Source organism: Hymenobacter sublimis, from assembly GCF_023101345.1.
GTDB classification, from domain to species: Bacteria; Bacteroidota; Bacteroidia; order Cytophagales; family Hymenobacteraceae; genus Hymenobacter; species Hymenobacter sublimis.
In genome coordinates this window covers 20,688-39,477 of sequence record NZ_CP095850.1, presented here as the reverse complement: position 1 = coordinate 39,477, position 18,790 = coordinate 20,688, and the positions used below count along the sequence as shown (strand labels likewise).

The 18,790-nt window shown below is 51.6% G+C and carries 18 protein-coding genes; 7 read left to right on the top strand and 11 right to left on the bottom strand.

From position 1 onward, the window contains the following. Positions 1-30: 30 nt before the first annotated feature. The 5 genes from MWH26_RS19920 to MWH26_RS19900 form a co-directional block, all read right to left on the bottom strand. Positions 31-591 carry a hypothetical protein gene (locus MWH26_RS19920; protein ID WP_247977173.1) on the bottom strand — a complete coding sequence of 187 codons (561 nt, stop codon included), beginning with the start codon at positions 589-591 and terminating at the stop codon, positions 31-33. Between the two features lie 691 nt (positions 592-1,282). Next, positions 1,283-2,509, bottom strand: coding sequence for a replication initiation protein (locus MWH26_RS19915; RefSeq protein ID WP_247977216.1), 1,227 nt, complete (start codon positions 2,507-2,509; stop codon positions 1,283-1,285). Positions 2,510-2,789: 280 nt separating this feature from the next. Beyond that, on the bottom strand, positions 2,790-3,158 hold the full coding sequence (locus MWH26_RS19910) for a hypothetical protein (RefSeq protein WP_247977215.1): 369 nt from the start codon (positions 3,156-3,158) through the stop codon (positions 2,790-2,792). Next, entirely contained in the window at positions 3,155-3,916 is a 762-nt protein-coding gene (locus tag MWH26_RS19905) for a ParA family protein (protein WP_247977214.1), read from the bottom strand. The genes MWH26_RS19910 and MWH26_RS19905 overlap by 4 nt, the downstream gene beginning before the upstream one ends. 258 nt (positions 3,917-4,174) lie before the next feature. After that, complete coding sequence (locus MWH26_RS19900; RefSeq protein ID WP_247977213.1) at positions 4,175-4,876, bottom strand: recombinase family protein; 702 nt, start codon at positions 4,874-4,876, stop codon at positions 4,175-4,177. A 1,310-nt stretch (positions 4,877-6,186) separates the two neighbouring features. On the opposite strand from MWH26_RS19900, the gene MWH26_RS20285 reads away from it, so the two are divergent. Both MWH26_RS20285 and MWH26_RS19895 read left to right on the top strand, forming a co-directional pair. Beyond that, positions 6,187-7,242 (top strand): tyrosine-type recombinase/integrase, encoded by a 1,056-nt coding sequence (locus tag MWH26_RS20285; protein WP_375374053.1) that lies wholly within the window; start codon positions 6,187-6,189, stop codon positions 7,240-7,242. Between the two features lie 95 nt (positions 7,243-7,337). Then, positions 7,338-9,533 carry a tyrosine-type recombinase/integrase gene (locus MWH26_RS19895; protein WP_247977212.1) on the top strand — a complete coding sequence of 732 codons (2,196 nt, stop codon included), beginning with the start codon at positions 7,338-7,340 and terminating at the stop codon, positions 9,531-9,533. A 433-nt stretch (positions 9,534-9,966) separates the two neighbouring features. Here the strand turns inward: MWH26_RS19895 and MWH26_RS19890 are convergent, their stop codons facing one another. The 3 genes from MWH26_RS19890 to MWH26_RS19880 form a co-directional block, all read right to left on the bottom strand. Beyond that, the gene (locus tag MWH26_RS19890) at positions 9,967-10,392 is read right to left on the bottom strand and encodes a RepB family plasmid replication initiator protein (RefSeq protein WP_247977211.1); all 426 of its coding nucleotides are present in this window, start codon (positions 10,390-10,392) and stop codon (positions 9,967-9,969) included. A 194-nt stretch (positions 10,393-10,586) separates the two neighbouring features. After that, positions 10,587-11,339, bottom strand: a complete 753-nt coding sequence (locus MWH26_RS19885) for a hypothetical protein (protein ID WP_247977210.1) — start codon at positions 11,337-11,339, stop codon at positions 10,587-10,589. A 259-nt stretch (positions 11,340-11,598) separates the two neighbouring features. Continuing rightward, on the bottom strand, positions 11,599-12,108 hold the full coding sequence (locus MWH26_RS19880) for a hypothetical protein (RefSeq protein WP_247977209.1): 510 nt from the start codon (positions 12,106-12,108) through the stop codon (positions 11,599-11,601). Between the two features lie 346 nt (positions 12,109-12,454). Here MWH26_RS19880 and MWH26_RS19875 point away from each other — a divergent pair, with 346 nt between their 5' ends. Further along, the gene (locus tag MWH26_RS19875; RefSeq protein WP_247977208.1) at positions 12,455-12,697 is read left to right on the top strand and encodes a helix-turn-helix domain-containing protein; all 243 of its coding nucleotides are present in this window, start codon (positions 12,455-12,457) and stop codon (positions 12,695-12,697) included. Positions 12,698-13,851: 1,154 nt separating this feature from the next. Here the strand turns inward: MWH26_RS19875 and MWH26_RS19870 are convergent. Further along, positions 13,852-14,034, bottom strand: coding sequence for a hypothetical protein (locus MWH26_RS19870; protein WP_247977207.1), 183 nt, complete (start codon positions 14,032-14,034; stop codon positions 13,852-13,854). 45 nt (positions 14,035-14,079) lie between these two features. Between MWH26_RS19870 and MWH26_RS19865 the strand changes: the two genes are divergently transcribed. Continuing rightward, a complete protein-coding gene (locus MWH26_RS19865; RefSeq protein ID WP_247977206.1) occupies positions 14,080-14,796 on the top strand; it encodes a hypothetical protein in 717 nt (238 codons plus the stop codon). 15 nt (positions 14,797-14,811) lie between these two features. Here MWH26_RS19865 and MWH26_RS19860 read toward each other — a convergent pair whose 3' ends face one another. Together MWH26_RS19860 and MWH26_RS19855 are read right to left on the bottom strand one after the other, a co-directional pair. Next, positions 14,812-15,060 carry a hypothetical protein gene (locus MWH26_RS19860; RefSeq protein WP_247977205.1) on the bottom strand — a complete coding sequence of 83 codons (249 nt, stop codon included), beginning with the start codon at positions 15,058-15,060 and terminating at the stop codon, positions 14,812-14,814. 21 nt (positions 15,061-15,081) lie between these two features. Continuing rightward, entirely contained in the window at positions 15,082-15,429 is a 348-nt protein-coding gene (locus MWH26_RS19855) for a hypothetical protein (RefSeq protein ID WP_247977204.1), read from the bottom strand. A 236-nt stretch (positions 15,430-15,665) separates the two neighbouring features. On the opposite strand from MWH26_RS19855, the gene MWH26_RS19850 reads away from it, so the two are divergent. The 3 genes from MWH26_RS19850 (at position 15,666) to MWH26_RS19840 (ending at position 18,614) form a co-directional block, all read left to right on the top strand. Continuing rightward, a complete protein-coding gene (locus tag MWH26_RS19850; RefSeq protein ID WP_247977203.1) occupies positions 15,666-16,823 on the top strand; it encodes a DnaB-like helicase C-terminal domain-containing protein in 1,158 nt (385 codons plus the stop codon). Positions 16,824-16,953: 130 nt separating this feature from the next. After that, the gene (locus MWH26_RS19845; protein ID WP_247977202.1) at positions 16,954-17,265 is read left to right on the top strand and encodes a hypothetical protein; all 312 of its coding nucleotides are present in this window, start codon (positions 16,954-16,956) and stop codon (positions 17,263-17,265) included. 50 nt (positions 17,266-17,315) lie between these two features. Beyond that, on the top strand, positions 17,316-18,614 hold the full coding sequence (locus MWH26_RS19840; RefSeq protein WP_247977201.1) for a hypothetical protein: 1,299 nt from the start codon (positions 17,316-17,318) through the stop codon (positions 18,612-18,614). Positions 18,615-18,790 lie beyond the last annotated feature (176 nt).

The following is an 18,790-nucleotide window of genomic DNA, read 5'->3' as shown; positions in this document are numbered from 1 at the left end:
CGCCTGCAACCGCGGCAGAGGCGAAGAGAATCACTCCCGCCGCCGAGCACCCCAGGCGGAAGCTAAGGCCCCGGTTGGTCCCGGCCCCTGGAAATAATACCGAAAAAGACGGTTGGATACCGGCTGGCGCAGGCGCGCAGCCTCGTGCAAGACCAGCTGCAGGTAGCTGCGAAGCAGCTCGTGTTTATAGCAGTACGCGGACTGTTGCTCAGCCAGCATCCGCTGAAACAGGCCCGTAAGGTAGGTGGCCTGGGTGTCACCGAGTGAGAAAATGCGTGGGCGGCTACCGCTGAGCAAGGCCCAGGGCTTCGAGCTGCCGGCCAGGCTGTTCTCCTGCACAAATTCCTCCGTGAACAGACAGCCGTAGCCCGTCTGGCACGTGGTGCTCTCCTGCGTTGTGCCCGGCAGTAAACCATTCCCCTCCTGCGGATTGCTAACGAACAAGTAGGTACCGTCCTGCGCAATTTCCTGGTCGGCGCACTGCAGGTGGTGGGGGCCGGTAAGCAGACAAATCCTATGCAGGTCGCGGCGACCAGAAGTCGCTGGCAGATCCGTGGTGGTGTCTATCGGGTAGACCTTAAAGCCTTTCATAAGTAAGGAAGTGGTAGTCAAGCTGCATCGAGTAGCACAAGTCAATAGCATGCGCAGGCGGTCGCCGCTGCAACTACCCCAAGCGGTGTTCAGTATCTCAGTTCCTAGTAAGGTTAGACTAGAGAAAAAAGTATGCGTGAATCACGTCACGTTCGATAAAGGCAAAGTTCTGCCTACCAATTCTGGGCACACAATAAGAATCAAACGAATGAGTGTAAGATTCAAACAACCCGTCTGGAAGTTCTCTTGGTGAAGGCCTGCAATGGGTATTCTCAATACCGTCCTCTGTAGTAGGGTGCTCAAAGGCATGCCACACTGGGCCTAGCCCCGGACGAGGTAGTCGAATAATGTAATGATTTCAATTAAAATGACTTAGCAAGGATAATAGACCAGCATCAGGATTACTGTTCCATGATTTCTGAGTTGAGCTGATCTTTTAAAAACGGGTAAATCCGCTCCTCTTGCTGGTGCAGTTTCACGCATCAGCTAAATGCGACTTTTGGACCAAACTTTTAACCAGGGCCGATATTCTGTCCTGATGGCTACCAAGCGGCCATTCCTTAGGGATCAAAGAGATAAACATGTCAGCCAGATGGTAGCTTTCCATCGCAGTATGCTGTACTGGCCATTCATTAAGCTGGCTATAGCTTGATTTTAACGGGCGCAAGCTAATGTAGCACTTTAAAGTACGTTACCGTTTCTCGTCATATTTGACCAGCCACTGTTCTCCATCTCGATCTTCAATTGTGAAGCCGTCACGTAGATATACTTGCTGCAGATGTTGTTCGAAAGTATCGGCTTGCTTCTGCCGTTGGGCGTAAGGCCCAGGGTTATCATACATTTTTCGCACCTCACTTAGACGGTAGGTTACTGTAGCGGCAGCGGAAGGCGCTTGAGTCAATGCCTTTTTTTTCGTTCCAGCGGCAGCTTTCGCTTGCTGATAATCCACCAACAGGTATTTCTCTATCAAGGCCTTATAAATAGCGCCTGCGGGCTTCTTGATCTTGCCCTTACGGAACTGGTTGGTTACGATGCGTATTACGTAGGCAATGTAGTCTACTTCATACTCGCCGGCTTCCAGTTGTCGGTGGACTACTGCCAGGCTTCTTTCTCCGACGCCAATTTCTGCTAAAGTTCGAGCCCAGGCGGGCACTTCGGCCAAGGGCGATTTTGTAGGCATGACTTCTCCGTCATGAGGAGCAGCCAGCAGAAATTTCACCTCCGACACAACTTTGCCTTGTTTCTGCAGCTCGTACGTGAATGGCATATCCGTCTGTTGCATCTCGGTCTGGGCCTTGTCCAAAATGCGGGTGCGTAGATTGTTGAAGCGTGGGTACTCGCCTTCCTGTAGATCTAGTAAGAAACGGAGTTGGGCAATTGTGATGGTACGTTCCTTGAAGGTGGCATACTCTTTCAGCAGCCAGTAAATGCGGTAGGAGTAGAAGCTCTTCAGCTTGTTAAGCTGCTCCAGTTGCGCGAGGGTGAAGTTGCCACTCTCCCGCAACTGCAGTAAATAAGGCATAATCAGGGGGTTGAATGAAGCAACCACCCCTCCCCTATCGCTCTCGTAAGCTGCCTTTGCCATTAAGGGGATGAATTCGAAGTCAGGCTTTTTGCTCCGCTTCCGAGTACCCTGCTGCGTGTCGATTAGCTTCTCGATATAAAGCCGTCGGGAGGTAATGTTATTGCACATTTGCTTTACCTCATCATACGCAGATCCCCCCGTGCGCTCGTGGATAATTTCAGCCATCGGTACGAAATGCTCCCGAAACTGCTCATCTCCCGGCTCGATACGCGTGAGTAAAGAGATGAAGAGTCGCATCTCCAGAGGTACAAAACTGAACCTTGCGTTGATGAGTGCATTGTGCTGGGCAACCGTTTTGTCAACAATCGGGACCAAGGGCGATTTTGTAGGCATATGGAAGGCAGCAAGGCGGTTTTGTAGGCGTCAAGGGGCGATTTTGTAGGCGTTAATCGTCGATTTTGTAGGCATGAAAAGGCGATTTTGTAGGCTTATTCCATTCCATGACACATGTAATCAGGCAGTTACAGATCCTGTAATTACTAATATAGTATAAGTAATTAGCTAGCTTGTTTAGGGCGACTTTGTAGGCATGAAATGAAGAGTATCTTAAAAGCAAAAAAAAGTATTACGCCGAGATTTTTTGCGGCGCTTTTTGTGCTTTTTTATACTGTAACTATTTGAGTTTCTTGCCACTTAGTCGATACTGTTCGCCTTCTGGCAGCGGCCGGTCAGCCCCTTCCATCGTGTCTAGAAAAGCACAAAGTGCTGAATCAACTGCTTTCTTCAGCACCAGTCGGTCCCAGTACTCACTTTGCTTTAAGCGAACGTAGGTGCTGCGTCGCAGAAAGCTGCTGAATTTCAACCATTCTTCTTCCGTTGCAAAGGCAGCGGGAGTTTCCGGGGTAGCCGAAACAGCAGGCGTTGAGGCTACCTGCGGTAGGATGCTACGGTTCACCCCATACAAGAGTGCATCATTCGTAAGCGATGGTGCTGGGGCATCCAAGTCATCCCCAAAAGTTGGTTTCTTGCTCTGCTTGCTCATACTCGGGCAATGATTTCTTGGGTAAGCGATTCGTAATCAGTGGCGCCATTGCTTTCGGGCGCCCACCGATAAATGCTTTGCTTTTTAATTTGAGCTTCCGCCAGCGAAACGTTTTCACGGATGGTTGTTTCCATGAGCAGCTTGGCCTCAGAATACTTGGAGTCAATCAGGGCTACAACGTCGTGATGAAGCTTTTTACGGTACCGACTACTGTACTTGGTGAAGAAAATACCTCCTATAATCAGGTTGGGGTTATAGAGGTCTTTCACCCGCTCGCAGGCTTGCATGAGCTTATTGAGCCCTTCGTACCCGAAGTACTCTGGTTGACACGGAATAAATACCGCGTTACAAGCTACCAGCGCCATGTACGTAAGGGCGGACAAGGAAGGCGGGGTATCAATCAGACAATAGTCATACTGGTCCTGCAGAGGTGCCAACCCCTTCCGCAGGATACTCTCGTAGCCTAATTGCTGGCCAACCATTTTTTCCAGATAGTCCAGATCCGGAGTAGCGGCCACTAAGTGCAAGTGTTCCTCTATCGCCAGGACAACGTCGGTCAGCTGAGCTTTTTTCTCTAAAACCAATCCTAGATCTGGATAGCCTGCCGGTAAGCGGAAGGCAAGGGAAAGATTACGCTGGGCGTCACAGTCAATTAAGAGTACGCGGTAGCCGTCACGTGCCAAAGTTTGAGCCACGCTAAGCGTGGAGGTAGTTTTGCCGACTCCCCCCTTGTGGTTGGCAAATACAATAATCTTCATGGTGCAGCAAAGGCTTGATCTGACAGCAATAATAAAACATTAAAACTTCCTCAACTTCTGTCACCTGCTAAACTTCCTGAGGAAGTTAAAGAAGTATAAGAAGTTAGACATGTTCAAGTTCTTGAAAAAGTTACACATGTTTAGAAAGTCGAAGAAGTTCAATAATTAAGAGTTCCTGAACTTCTTCGACTTCTTGAAGAAGTTCAGGAAGTTAATAGGTTATACTTGGTCGTTCGTCAAATTAGATATTCATCTATTTTACAGTGGGTTACTAATAGTTCCAGGCTGACCGGCTGCTATTGTTGATGAATAACGAAAGAGTCGCTGAACCGTCATAGCAGCATATTTTTTTCCCGCGGCTGTACGAAACATGGCCGCATTTAAGTGCGCTGCGATTTGACGGAATGTCAGTCCTTGGGCGCGTAATAGAACCACGAGGCTGGTTGCCTGTTGATTCTGCGGCATGTGCTGGCGCTGCTGCCGGCGAGCGGCAGCCCCTTTCAGCCGGGCTTCCTGCGTTAGGTTCTGGGGGCTGCCTAGCTGTTGGCCCCGCGCCTTCTTCGCCTGCAGCGCGTCCTTCGTGCGCTTGCTGATGGTTTCCCGCTCGTGCTGGGCAATCACGGCAAAGATGCCAACCGTGAGCGTATTGGCATCGGGCATGTCGCAGGCAAGAAAGTCGACTCCGGAATCACGCAACGCGAAGATGAAGCCAGCGTTGCGGCTCAGGCGATCCAACTTGGCGATGAGCAACGTGGCGCCTTGCTGCTTAGCGGCGGCCAACGCGGCCTTCAGTTGAGGGCGATCGTTTTTCTTGCCGGACTCTACTTCGATAAATTCCTGCAGCAACCGCGCGCCGGCTGGTACATACGATTGGACCAGGTACTGCTGTGATTCCAGCCCTAGACCGCTGGCACCCTGACGGGCGGTGCTCACGCGGTAATACGCAATATAGGTACGCATACTACTATAAGGATAGGTGAATCACCGAGCCTACCGTCATTGTGCTGTGGAAAGATGAAGTCGGCAGGCAACTGAGTAGGGCGGTGGGGCAAGGGAAGTACGAAGATACATGGTTTTGTAACATACCATAAACGGGCGTTTATGATCTGTTACAAACCGGATAACGGGATTACTTCAACGAAAAATAGTAGAGTAGCAGAAAGGGCATTGCCTGATGCTCCAGTTTCCGAAAGGGCGGAGAAGACAGATCGCCCGGCAGCACGGTAGATAGCGCACCACCGGAAAGCGCCGCTAGGCCCCTGGGCAAGGCATCTGGTATGGCACTGGTCTCACGCTTTGAGTATAATGTACAGCCCTTGATGCCATGATAGCGACGTAGGATGAGCAGCGTGGGAATGGTCATGTTCGCTTGCTGGGCTTCTAAGCCTCCAAGGTGCACGCCGATAGCATCCTATACCCGCTGTTAAATGTACTGGTGGATCAAAATCAGCGGTGCGCGGAACAAATGAGCGCGGCTGCTGGCCCTGCTGGCCGTGGGACTAAAGCACCCGACGGATACACCAGCTGCCCACATGGTGGTCCTGCAATTACAGTTCGGCGCCAAGTCGTCGGGTGCCATCGCGTGAGCGGTGCGCGGCAAATGCTGCTTGCATGGCTACTTGCCAGGCCAGTTCCACGATGGCTGCCGGCGGCATTGTACGTTGCAGTAGGATGCCGGGACCATGCGTAGCACCTGACAGAGCTGGCGCACGGGTAGTTAATCAGCGCGCTATGCAACTTCCTGATAGGTACTCGTGCAGTCGGCTGAAGGAGGATGACCAAAACTTTTTTTAAAAATTTGAGTGCAGCGGTTTTCACTGGCTAGGTCCAAGGCCTCCGCTTTAAAAGCCTCATCGTACTTACGCTATTTTTCGGGCGATGCCCTGTTCTTTTTAGCTGTCATGGCAGAAGGAATACACATCCTTTTCTGCCCGCCTTCCCTGTAGCACCTCAACAGTTCGTTTTATCCCCCTGCTGCTATACGAAGGCCTATTATCACTCAGCGTATTCCACATAACCCACATTATGTGGAATTACATTTTAACCGTTTTAAACACAATCCTTGTGCGTATTTAAACTCAGTCTTTGTGCGTAAATAGATGCAATTATTATAGTCGTCGAATAGCTCTGATTGTGCGTATTTAACTACATTAATATCAAATATTTATAGCAGTTTATGGGTGGTCTTAATTTGCGGGCTTTAAATTGGTAAAGTAATATTGCGTGAAATAATGGCGTAATCTCTCTTCCCCACTACATGTCCGTGTCTAATGACCCTACAAACTCGATTTCCTACCCTGTTTGAGCAGCCCCACGCGGGTGAATGGCTCACCGAGCAAGAATCTCTTCGAACACCCAACACTGTCAGCGCCTACGGCTACGCGTTGGTGGACTACTTCCGGTTTTGTGCGGTTCACGCCATTAACCCTATCAGTGCCAAGCGGGCCCAGGTCGTGGCTTACGTCAGAGACCTCTCCGAGCGTTCCAAATCAGCTGCTCCTGCTATGCCTGGTAAGCGCCTTGGCTTCGTGAGAAGCACCACGCACGAGGGATTTGCTAATGCCACTGTGCGTTTGAGAATAGCAACTGTCCGGCTCTATTATAAATACCTGAAGGGAGAAGAAGTAAGAGCCACGAATCCAGTTGAAGAAGGAGTATACGGATGGGGGAAAAGGTACAGGAAGGCACGTCGCGGCTGGGTTGCCCGCCAGGAAAAGGAATTCTGGCTTCCGAATACAAGGGAGTGGCAGTCAATTCTGGACGCGGCGTCATCCGAACCCATTCGGAACCGGTTCATGCTGGCGTTGGCGTACGACGCAGGCCTGCGTCGGGCAGAGTTGTGCGCCCTCCAAATCCGCGATATAGACCCTTCTAGCAAATTAATTAAGTTGCGGCCAGAAACCACTAAAACGGGTGTCGCACGGGAGGTTCCTTATTCGGATGTAACGGCCGAACTATTCGCAACTTATCTGGAGTATCGCCAGAGATTCGGCCAACCGCTAGGCCCTCTTTTCTTATCCGAGTCCCGGCGTAACCCAGGGCAACCCATCACTATCTGGAGTTGGTCCAAGACCGTTCAAGCCTTGGGGAAACGAGTTGGCCTGCCGATGCTGACGACGCACACGCTACGGCATTTGCGCTTAACTGATTTAGCCAGGGCCAACTGGGAACTGCCTATAATTTCGGCCTTTGCAGGGCACAGGAGCGTAGCCACGACGATGCGCTACATCCACCTGAGCGGACGTGAGTTAAACGAACGGTACCGTCAAACGCTTAATTCGATTCTAGACCAGCGGCAGGAGACGATGAGAATCTCTCTGCTATGAGCAAGGGTGAATCACGCATGGACAGAAACAAAAATTCTGTTCGAAACTGGCCCTTTGTCCTTCCCCCGTCAAACAGGAAATTTAGCTTAAGTCCTTTGGAGAAGGTTGCGCTGCACTTCGCACAAACGCAAGGCCCCTGGGAGAGCGGGGCAAACGCACTCAAAAGCAGAATCAAGCAGCCGTTGAATCGGCTTGTTCAACCCATCGAGGCCGCCCTGCTGCACTGGGGAATTCCGACAGGGAAAGTAGATGAAGGCAGCCGGCGAGCGTGCATTTCCTTGCTGCTGCACGAGATGCATCGACGGCAAACAAGTCTTTGGGCTTGGGACGAGAGCGCTTGGGTAGAAATAGTTGGTCACACGAACAAGGAGTTTAAAAGCACCCACCGTGTTTTCGAAGACGCCCATCAAATTTCAAGCCTTACTTACCGGCAGTACGTTTTAGCCTGCGCGTATCTAGTGGGTGAAATTCCCATTTATCAATTAGTTGCTGGTTATCAGGCATACAATTCCGCTCAGCATATTTTTGGAGGAGTCGCAGTTGAGAAAGCACTGAAGGTCCTTACGACCGAGAACGTGCGAATCGGAGGGGGCGTATCCCGGCTGGTGCGCACGGCCACCTGCTACGCACTGCTAGCCAATCGAAGCCCAGAGGTAAAAAAGCTCACCCTACCTGCTTTAGAGAAGCTATACGAAACGAATTCAAGTAAAAAACATATTAAAAGAGATTATATTTTAATTTCAGAATTATTATATAATCTGAAAGCAGTACCGAATTGTTTACCCACTCCTCATACGAGGAAGAAATGGGTAACCGGAATAGACGACACTTTATCCGCTGATTGGATAAAATGGCTTCAGGCATGGCATGACACTTCGCCTAAACCGGCGTTCGTGCGTAATCAAATACAAAGTTTGGTTGCCAAAGCGGCAAGGTGGGCGGCTGAAAAGTATCCCAACGCGGCAAGTCCTCAGCAATGGACCAAAAACATGGCTGTTGCCTATGTAGCGGCTGTGACAAGAATGAAAGTGGGACAATGGCTTCATCCGAAAGCTACTCCAACCCCCAAATGGGGCAAGCCGCTAATAGCTACTTATCAGGGCCGCTTGCTGTTTGCCCTGCGGGCGTTTTTCATAGACTGTCGCAAATGGGATTGGTTTTCTTTGCCCTTCAACCCAAACGACGCCTTGGCTAGCCCCAACTCCGTTTTGCGTAATCGGATGCGAAGGCCCCGGCCGATTGCTCCGGCCGAATGGACCAGATTGGAGGAAGCCGGATTGTCGCTCACGCAGGAAGACTTGCCAATTTCTAATTTAGCATTGGTCAAGCGAAACAACGCAACTTCCTACAAGTCGTATCCGCTGGAAATGGTGCGCGCGATGGCGCTTGCTTGGCTCTTTACCGGGTTACGATCTGATGAAATCCGTCGGCTGCAAGTAGGGTGCATACGATCTGCACTCGGGGAAGAAAACAAGAACAATTCCTCGTCACCCCCCACCATCTGTGATTTGACCGTGCCCGTGGGCAAGTCAGGTTCTGGTTTTACAAAGCCAATCCCTAGTGTGGTAGGAGAGGCTATTAAGAATTGGGAGAAAATTCGTCCTGCTGTTCCCAAACATTGGGATTATAAAACAGCTGAAGCAGTCAACTTTTTATTTGTCTGGAAGGGGAAACAAGTAGGGCCTAGAAGTTTAAATAATATAATTATTCCGATGTTATGCCGAAAAGCCGGCGTTCCCAACGAAGACGTCTTGGGGAAATTCAACAGCCACCGGGCTCGACATACCCTTGCTTACCTGTTGAGTAATGCGCCAACACCAATGAGTGATTCCGACTTGCAGGATTGGCTTGGACAACTCTCCGAAGACTCCCTCCGCTGGTACCTTGGAATAAATATTCGCAAGCTTGAGGAAGCCTATGCTGCGGCGAATCACGTTAGTATTGACAAACGTCAGCTTGAGCAGTTAAAAAAACCTGCTACGAATGAGGGTAAGTTGCCAACCGAAGGCAAGTTGATGCCCTCTGTCGATCTTGGCCATGGCTTTTGCACGTATGCTTTCTTCGACCAATGCGGTCAGCGAAAGCCATGCACGGGTTGCTCGTTTTATAAGCCAAAATCATCGCTTTTAAGCCAACTGCATGAAGTAAAGAGTCAATTTGTACGCATGCTGCACCACCTACCGATATCGAAAGAAATTCGCCAGGCCATTGAAGAGGCTATAGCGCTGAATGAAAAGATGGAAGCTATTCTGCGGCGTAACGAAGAAAATCAAGCAAACGACGCTGCTTGATTTAGGGAAGCCCCTGAACAAGGCATAGTGGAGCATCATAGTGTAGCGATGCTTACAAATCCACTGCATACGTCCGTTAAGCCAGGCAATGAACCGGCCGATTTGCGCATTGGCTATAGACTCGTGAGGGTAGGTCGAGTCGTCAAAAACCTTGGAAGATCAAGCAGTATGCCCTATGGCGTTAGATTTGATAGTCGACGCTCCACCTGCGGCCCGCGCTCCAGCTCCGTACCAAGCCAAGAGCGCCGGCATACGGGCGGCGGGAGAGCTACCAACCCTTCCAAGAGGAACTGAAAATCCGCGGCTGGCTTCTCTTCGCTTGCTGCCGGAAGTCGGCAGCAAGTGAACCTGAGGTGAGATCAAGAGATGACATCACCTCGATTAGGGGAGGCCTGCAGCAAGGTAGCATTCAAAGAACGCCTTTGTGCTGAGCCTACTGGCGCATCATGAGCAACGATTCCAGTTCATCTATGGTAAGCTTGCTGCTCAGGTCAAGCAAATAGTCTTTCAAGTAATAGTTGAACACGCCTGTTATCAGCTCAGTCTTCTGGTCGATACTCAGATCGGTGAAAATGGGGATGTATTGGCTGTGGCGCTTACCTAAGCGCAGCGTCTCGTATTTGATGGGTTGCGTGAGGCGTGTCTGAGCTTCCTCCAGCTGGGCGTAGCGGCTGTCCGCGTCCCCATCCCACAGAACGTCATCAAACGTAATCTCGAAGGTAAGCCGTTGGGCATCTTGGTGCAGGAAACTCAGGGCCTGGATAAAAAAGGCGGGCTTCCACCTGCTGGGGGGCTTGCGGGCAGCGAACGAGCAAATCGCTTGGAAGCGCAGCGTGCTCGGCGCTTGACTTGGGAGCATTCATGGTGAGAACAGGAATAGTAACCGTTAAATCAATTCGTGCCCTGGGGTGCGGGCCTTCGCGCCCACAGGGGATACACCCGCTAGGCAGTAAGCCCGTAAGGTCTGCCTGAAGACGCGAACGGAAGTAGAGTGGGGGCGTGCAGACAGGAAGTGGGAGAAACGGGTTGAAGCAAGGTAGCCAGGGCGGTGGGCTATCGCGACGCAGCACCGGGAGTATCCGAAGGCGCAGCGGAAGAAGCCATGCTCAACCGGTGCTTACAGGCGCCGCATTTGTCGCTATCGGAAGTCTTTTCCAGGGTAGAAGCCTCTGCCAGGCCCGGGTCATACGCCAGGTAGGAAACGGGGTCGCCGCACCGGGGGAGGGAATCGCCCGCTTCGTAGTAGTGGTACGGCACCGTATAGAGCGACGCCGAGCGCCAACCAGATGATTGTGCCCGTACCGGGGGCAATTGCCGTTGGAACGCGCGCAGGTCCGCTTCGCTCAGCACCAGCCGCCGGGGAGGCAGCAAGTGATTGAGCGCGTGGAGAACTCCCTGTCGGACCTGCATCAGCAGCGGGCGCAGGGCGTCAGCAGAAGGCGACTGGCCCGCGTCAAGTCCGGCCATCACCGGCTGTAGGAGCCGGTGCAGGTCGGAAAGCGGCTGCCTGGCCCGGGGCAGTTTCTCGTCTTGGAAGATGTCGCGGAACCCTTGCAGAGGAATGTCCGCGTTATCGGGAGTCAGCACCCAGGCCATGTTAAACCCCATGCCTTGGTAAAAGTGAAGTACTGCCGTCAGAACTTCTGTGCTCCCCCGGCCCGTGTTTTCCAGCCGAGTGAGCGCAGCGAGCGAGACCTCGGCCTCCCGGGCCAGCCGTGTGCGGGGCCAAGCACCGGATGCAAGGGCCTCCGCAGCCAGCATCGCCCGGAGCTGGGTGAGACGTTCGCCAATATGTACTGAGTTCATAAGGAGGAAAACGCGAAACTCTAAAACCGTACGGCCCCTTACTAGGGCTTGCACACCTCGTTATCTGCGTATAGTTGCGCGCGCTGCTTCGCCTGCTTCACGACCAGCAGCGACTTGCTGTACACTTCCAATTGGCACTGCACCAGAGATGTCAGCTTTTCGAAGTCCACCACCAGCACACATTCCCCTTTCCAGTTGGGACTCTCGTTACAACGGCAGGCAGAGGTGATGCTAATAAGGATGAGAACTGAGGAAGGGGCTAGACGCGTGCCGGCGCAGATTGATCCGGGTCAATAGTTGCCCGCTGCGGGTTGTTTCTAGTCTCCCGCAGCACGCGTTCGGCGACTGCATTCCCGATTGCCAGCTGCTCCAGCAACGCCATCAACCGGGAGTGACCGGCCAGGGGGCCGGCTTCCAGTTCGGGGCGCAGGCTACTGGCTACCTGCTGTAGGCGGTCAACGAGCTCAGCCAGGTAGCACGCGTCGCCGCAATAGATCGGTGGATCGAGTTCGGGCACCCGCGGCGAGTGAGCTAGGCGCTGGGTCAGTCGGGCCAGATCCACGTAGTCAAGGTCGATTCCCGCGCGGCTTTCCCACAGGTCGGGCTGAAACTGGTGGAAGGCCTCCGACAACTCGGTCATGGATAGGGTGGGAAAGTGGTCGTGGAGTTGTTGCTGCACCCAGAGCACGGCCTGGGCGTGTTGGCTGGGCGTGGCCCAACGGTAGGGAATGGCGCGGAGGTCAAGACGGTTAGCAGGAGCGGGTTGCATAAGAAAAGAATGAAGCAGGCATATGTGGAATGAGGCGTCGTGAGGCAGATCTAGGAAGCGACCTTGTAGGGAGCATAGTGAGCAGAATCATCTCGAAATAGGCCAGGCTTATCTTCTACAAATAGACCGGTGGGGTGATTAGTTGCGGGCGGATAGGCAGGACGCTGGCGCAACAGATTCATAGGGCACACTCGGAGCCATGGAGTTGAGGTAGAACGACAGTACCCAATCAATACGCCCGGCCATCGCTCAAGATTTACCGGCCACGCAACACGAAGATACATAATAGGGCAAATTTGCCCTACTGTGGAGTGCAAAAGACTTCCTCCTTTGCTGGGTGAAGTATGTGCGCGATCAGGAAAAGCTTAACCGGTTCGGGGCGCGTTTACGGCACCTTCGCCTTGCGCAGGGTCTTACCCAGGAAGCGCTCGCTGCTGAGGCAGGACTCGAGTTTAGTCAGATCGGCCGCATTGAACGGGGCATCATTAATACGAGCCTGAGTACCGTGTTTGTCCTGGCTGACACCTTACAGGTGGATGTGCGCGAACTCTTCGACTTTGCCAGTTCGCCGTCTGCACCGCAACCGTAAATGCTACAGTGCTCGAGCGGAACCAGCCTCAATCGTTCGTAGCATAAGTGGTAGCACAAGAGTAGGAACGGAAAGTATCGCTAGGCTACTTCGCTGAGCGACGTTTCCCGATTTGTTAGGATACATAGTGGGCGTACCTGACCCGCCGCACTGGCTTCGGGCAGCGTGAAATCGTAGCGGCCCAACATATCACTGTGTTCGCGCGATGCGAGCCACATCCTACCGGATGTAATCCTCACCTGTATTCTGAGATGCTCTAACCCGCGCCAGGATTCGCCGACCCGGCCCTAACGGAAATTTCTGTTCCTTCTCTTGCCCTACCCCACACTCAGAACCATTGAGCCGCACTGGGTTCGGGCCTTATTAGAGGAACTTCTCCCAAAAGGGCGGATTTACACGCTACGCTAGTGGGTGGACGGGGTGGCAAAGCGGACGAAAGGTTGCAGCAACTGCCTTACCACTAACCACCCGCCAACAATCTGCTCTGCTGTTTTCAACCAACCTCTACCCCTGGGCCAAGGTCCAACTGACGGGCGACTTCGTGCCGCAACGCACTAGCACTGGATGTTGCCGGCCTAGCCCACCGCCGCGTATATCAGCCCTACGGCCCTATCTGTTTAACAACACCCAAGGATGCACGAGCAACCACGAAGCTGGTGAAGCGATACTTCCCCCCATTGGAGTAGACACTGAGGCTTCCAGATACGCTTTAACCGAATCTGAAAATGCGGGTTATCTTTGGATACTCCCATTTCAGTGAGTAGGAGCCAGGGTGTACCAGCACCCGCTGCAGGCCCCCAGGTTGTTCCATCAACTGGGGGGCTCTCTATATACATCACTCACTTCTGAATCCTAGCGCCTCAGGCAGCTCAAGCAATGAAAAAGGCAACCAGAAAGCGTCTTCGGGTCGTTGGCATCGGAAGGAAACCGGCTCCGGAAGCGTGTTCGCCTGCTGGTTCCTCGCACCCTTTTCAGCACCCCATATTCGCTTCAGAAGCCGAGTATGACCAATCCGTTGAAAGCGTCGTGGCGCGCATCAGCAGCGGACACGTAAAGGCCCGAACCATCGACTGGTAGCTGCTTGGCTAGCCCTCATGGGCTGATTCAAGGCTGGGTGTAGCCAAGAGCTAAGTAACAGGCGGGTTTTGGCTAGGCTACGACTCTTTTTCTTGAGACTGTTGGTGCTCAACGGATGGCGACAATCCGTTGAGCTGGCCCGTGTTCCGTTGCTTGCTCTGGGCAATAAAGCGCGAAATTTCCTGCAACTCCTGCTTGGTTGGCGGCTTGGACTGAATCAGGCCTGCGTCTTCTGGTTCGCCCTCAAAATGCTGGTTCATAGGTTTTTCGCTATCGAATGGATATATATACGTAAGGCGTATCCAATGATTATGTTCACTAGCCAGTTATTGAGTAAAAGGACTTCTATCTTCGTCCTGTCGGCCTTTACAGGTGTGCGGGACCGACGAGAGCAGGTAAGTCTTAGTTATTTAAAAAGTAGACAGATGAGTGATTCTAATACCGGCTCCTTCGCGGAGAAAGCTCGCGCAATGTTCGCTAAAGAAGATGCAGAAAAAGCCAAAGAAGCAGCTGCGCATGAAACGGCGGAGCGTCGCCGGGAACGGTTAGCCGCTGAAAGCTCTGCCATCTACCAGCAACTAACCGCCGAGATTGCTCAGCAGGTTAAAGCGCAAATAGAGGCAGTAGGTCGGATTTTCTCCTTGCCTGCACACTCTCAAAAGGGCGCGGAGATTGAAATCGTGGTACGGGACAAGTGGTTGCTGACGGTTCGATTTAGCGGGCTAGCCGTTACGCTGGACGTGTACAACCTCGCGGCCCAGAACAACCCGCGAATGCGCGAAGAGAGCGCCAGCCAGGACCACGGACGGTACCGGCTTGAACTGGATAACAAAGAGCTGTGGCAGTGGAAGTACGAAGGAGGTTCTGCCCCACGGGTCAGAGCAGCCGTTTTCAGCCCAAGTGCCCATGCGCCCTCAAATCTGACCAACGAGGCCTTAGTGGCCCACATCCTAGACAAAGCACTGACATTGGCCAATGAGGATACCCCGCGCAAATCGGGAAATGCCTTTCAAGTTTTCTAAACGCCAGGCGTTTAGTTAAACGATGTCGGGAAAGCGGGAAGAAAAGTAGTCATTGACATTACTGATTCGGATGATATTGACATCCGTCAGAGAATGGTCGGTGTAATGAACGTCGTAGACTTCAAATACGAATCCTTCTTGCTCTTCTCCAATATTAAGAGTCACCTTGTCCCCCTTGGTAGGCACGGAGGATAATTCGACTTCTGCTAAAAACTGGAAATGCCGCGCTTCGCGGTCAAACTCCATCAAGCATACTTTGGGCATAATATTCTGGTAGTCTGTTCTTTATTTTTTGATGTCCAGCTCCTGCAGTATCTGAAACAACTCTTGGCTATGGAAGTCGAGCGCGTCACGGAACACGTACGCATCTTCATTGCCCGCTATATCATTTTGGTTAAACCAGCCGGCGAAACGGTCCAGAATATATCTGATGCTATTTACAACATCAGATCCAGGTGCTGCCTGAAGACTCCCATAACGGGCAATTAACTCTTGCTGAATCTTGTCGTGCGCACCTTTAATGCGGTCAAAGTTCATGCGAGCCAAGGGATAATCACGCGCAATGCCCTCGTAAAGCTTGCTCAACGCGTAATTATAGTCGTTTGGGATGAGGCTCTTAAAAGTGGTGGCCATAGAAAGTCAAGAGGGACATGAATGGCGATAAAGGTAATATTCCAGGAGGCTGAATAGTAACCTTATCAGCGGAAAAGTGTCACATTCCGCATGTAAGGGCCGTGGGGCGAGAAACCGCACGGATTCCAATAGGCTATTATACTCCATAATAGATTAAGGGATAAAACCGAGGCTCGGGGTACACTACTCTCTCCCCCACTGCCTGCCCAATCCTGTTTCTTCCTCCTTCTAAGCTGGTGGATAATTCGCCTATTTGCTGGATGGTGTTCCGCCGCGCACTCGTAGATTGGCTATTCATTTACAGTAGATTTATCATCTTACAGACAGGTACTATGTCGCAAGAGGCGCAGCAAGCACCGTACGATACCTTGCTTGACAGCAGGGCTATCCAGCAAATCATCACGAAAGCAGAGGAAAAGGGGCTGCCTGGAGTGCCCAGCGGATTTATAGACCTCGACAGAGTAACCAACTGCTGGAAAGGCTCTACGCTGACGGTTATAGCCGGCCCTCCCTCTATGGGATGTACGTCCTTACTGCTGGCTTTCCTGCGCAATGCGGTGGTGGAGTTTAAAAAGACCACGGCACTCTTCTCTTTACAACTGTCCCGCGAGCAGTTGCTAACCAAGTGGTTGAGTGCAGAAACAGAGATTCCGTACGGGAAGATCGAATCCGGAAATCTTCATGACCACGAGTGGTTGAAGCTCAATACCAGCACTGCTCTCTGGACCAGCCACGCGGAGGCGTTTATCCGGGTACTGGATGATGCTAATCCAACGATTGAAAAGGTAATGGACGACTGCCGGCGACTACGGGAGGAAGGAGTTAGTCTATTTCTAATTGACAATTTGAGCCGGATTACGCTGGGCAAGGAGTCTCGCGCCTTTTGTCCGAACCGGGAACAGGAGGTTTCCCACATTATCCGTTGCCTGAAATCACTGGCCCGGGAGTTAGACGCTCCCGTCATCGTGGTATCTCACATGAATCGGTCGGGGCGCGAAAGATCTTATTCCTTCTATCGGCCGCAGTTAGGTGACCTGCGGGATTCCGGAACGGTGGAATACGAGGCCGACGTGATTATCCTGCTTCACCGTCCGGAGTACTATAAGCAGACGGAAGACGAGATGGGCAATCCCACCTACAACACGGCGGAGCTGATCGTGGCCAAGAATGCTTTTGGCCGCACTGAAACTGTCCAAGTGGAATTTAAATCGGCTTGTGGTCGATTCAGCAATCAGGAGCAGCCCCGCTTTGGTGAAAGCTCTTTTGACGAGGAAGGAGGTTTCGCCCCAAACACCATCCGGTTGGCCAGTAGACTGAATACCTCACCGTCAGGGAAAAAAGCTCCCCAGCCTTTTCCTCGTAGCAATTTTGATGATGGACCGCCGCCATTCTAGGTAAGGTGCGGGCTGGACAGGTGCAGTTGCTGCTGCAGTCGCTGGCGGAGTCGGTGCTAGTGCGGCACGCACCAGAAATTATGCTTTTTAAATTCAATCTATGAGACATTTCAGCGAGTACTCGGCCCCTATGCGGGAAATTCTGACGCAACAGGTACGGTCACAAGCAGGCGGCAAGGAATTAATGGTGTATTGGGCAGAGGCATTAAAAAAGGTCAACCCGCAGTTGCCCCCTAACCCGGCTTTTCCAGAAGCCGCTGTAGTGGCAGTGGAGCAACTGGTACGTAAGCTAAAACCCTACAACCTCGTTTTTGGGAAGCCAGATGACGATGGCATCTATGGAAAGGAGGTCAAGAACGTGAGCAAAGCGCAAGCTACCCGAGACTTCCTGGCCGAAAATCCCACTTATAAAGTCTTTAAAGTGGACGACTGGTACCAATAACGCATCAGTTGCTACTACCAAAGCCTTTTAATCTGATACCTACTACACATATGGAAGCGCAAGACAAAGGCCTACAAGGGGAAGAATTTGTGAACGAACTGGCCTACTCGTCCTTGCTCAAATTCTGGTGTTATCCGGGCCCCAAAGATGAGCGTGGCGATAAGAAGGAGATAGCTGACCTGCTAATATTATTTAAAAACACACTGCTGATTCTGTCGGTCAAAAACTACGAATTTAAGGGGCAGTACGACCGGTATTTCAGAAGAACGCTTGACAAAGCAGCCAGCCAGATATACGGAGCTGAAAGAAAGCTGCTAGCGAGCAAGCACGAGGTGTTTATTAAGCACCCAGACAGGGAGCAGGAGCAGGTTATACCAGCCGATTATACTGCTATTCATCGGATAATAGTCAACCTGGGAGAGAGTGTGCAGTTCTATCCGTCGGGCTCGTTGACCAAAGCCGGAAAGTTTGTTCATGTCCTAGATAAAGAGGCTTTCAAGGCCATTATGCAGGAGCTTGACACGATACCTGATTTGGTGAATTATCTGCAGGAACGAGAAAGGGTGTTTACTGACAAGGATGTGCTGATCCTACCCGGCGAAGAGCACTTATTTGACAATAATACGGGGAAGCAATTCTTTAAATACAGCGCAGAAAACCGTAATCCAGCAGAGAAAACGTCCATTCTGATTTCAGGAACCGAATACGATTTGCTGGCCAAGTACCTGGAAAATGACAAGAAATTTCCAGAACTCTTTTCTTCCTCAGAATACAATGGTGCTTGGTTCGACATTGACGGCGCCTGGGACTTTTATCAAAAGCGGGAAGAGGTGATCTTGAAAAGGAAACACGACCGGTACAGCTACTTTGTCGATGAGTTTGTGCGGAATGAAATCTTGGTTGATGTGAATGATTTGAGGCTCGACCTTGCCAAAGAATTACTCTCGTTAACCAGGTTCGAAAGAAGGATAATCGGGCAGGGCTTCTTCGGACTATTCGAGGAGAATAAGCACAAGAGTGGTTGGTACATGGCGAGAAGGCACGGCAAGGTTGCTGACCTATTAGTGTCCTTCATTATCTATGGCAGTGATATGAAGCCAGAAGTGGTTGATACAATGCTGGAAGTGGCTTTGCAGGGATACTCCTCGTTTGAAGGCTACCAGACGAGTAAATCAATCTTGATTGCCGCCAATAATTGGCTGACGCAGTTCAAATTTGGCTACATGCAGGATATCAAGGTTCTGGGTGAAGAGGAGGAAATGCACCTCAGGCATGATTTAGACAAACTTGGGTGGTTCAAAAGTCCACAGATAAAACACTACTCCCTGAAAGAATATCCAGACAGTTGAATGGATCATGATAGTGGCCCTGCAACCGCTGTCGACGCACTTAATAAATAAGTCTCAGATGAATCCGAAATGCCGTAAATGCTAACTAGTAATCAGTTCAATGAGGAGAGCGTAAAAAAGTGTGGGGCAGCCCTACTTCTCAGCCAACCTGAACGGAAATAACGCGACCCGTTGCT

What these genes read in the sequence shown, in the direction of transcription:
- MWH26_RS19920 (WP_247977173.1), bottom strand. Translation starts at nt 591, where the DNA reads ATGAAAGGCTTTAAGGTCTACCCGATAGACACCACCACGGATCTGCCA.
- MWH26_RS19915 (WP_247977216.1), bottom strand. Translation starts at nt 2,509, where the DNA reads ATGCCTACAAAATCGCCCTTGGTCCCGATTGTTGACAAAACGGTTGCC.
- MWH26_RS19910 (WP_247977215.1), bottom strand. Translation starts at nt 3,158, where the DNA reads ATGAGCAAGCAGAGCAAGAAACCAACTTTTGGGGATGACTTGGATGCC.
- MWH26_RS19905 (WP_247977214.1), bottom strand. Translation starts at nt 3,916, where the DNA reads ATGAAGATTATTGTATTTGCCAACCACAAGGGGGGAGTCGGCAAAACT.
- MWH26_RS19900 (WP_247977213.1), bottom strand. Translation starts at nt 4,876, where the DNA reads ATGCGTACCTATATTGCGTATTACCGCGTGAGCACCGCCCGTCAGGGT.
- MWH26_RS20285 (WP_375374053.1), top strand. Translation starts at nt 6,187, where the DNA reads ATGACCCTACAAACTCGATTTCCTACCCTGTTTGAGCAGCCCCACGCG.
- MWH26_RS19890 (WP_247977211.1), bottom strand. Translation starts at nt 10,392, where the DNA reads ATGCTCCCAAGTCAAGCGCCGAGCACGCTGCGCTTCCAAGCGATTTGC.
- MWH26_RS19885 (WP_247977210.1), bottom strand. Translation starts at nt 11,339, where the DNA reads ATGAACTCAGTACATATTGGCGAACGTCTCACCCAGCTCCGGGCGATG.
- MWH26_RS19880 (WP_247977209.1), bottom strand. Translation starts at nt 12,108, where the DNA reads ATGCAACCCGCTCCTGCTAACCGTCTTGACCTCCGCGCCATTCCCTAC.
- MWH26_RS19870 (WP_247977207.1), bottom strand. Translation starts at nt 14,034, where the DNA reads ATGAACCAGCATTTTGAGGGCGAACCAGAAGACGCAGGCCTGATTCAG.
- MWH26_RS19865 (WP_247977206.1), top strand. Translation starts at nt 14,080, where the DNA reads ATGATTATGTTCACTAGCCAGTTATTGAGTAAAAGGACTTCTATCTTC.
- MWH26_RS19860 (WP_247977205.1), bottom strand. Translation starts at nt 15,060, where the DNA reads ATGCCCAAAGTATGCTTGATGGAGTTTGACCGCGAAGCGCGGCATTTC.
- MWH26_RS19855 (WP_247977204.1), bottom strand. Translation starts at nt 15,429, where the DNA reads ATGGCCACCACTTTTAAGAGCCTCATCCCAAACGACTATAATTACGCG.
- MWH26_RS19845 (WP_247977202.1), top strand. Translation starts at nt 16,954, where the DNA reads ATGCGGGAAATTCTGACGCAACAGGTACGGTCACAAGCAGGCGGCAAG.
- MWH26_RS19840 (WP_247977201.1), top strand. Translation starts at nt 17,316, where the DNA reads ATGGAAGCGCAAGACAAAGGCCTACAAGGGGAAGAATTTGTGAACGAA.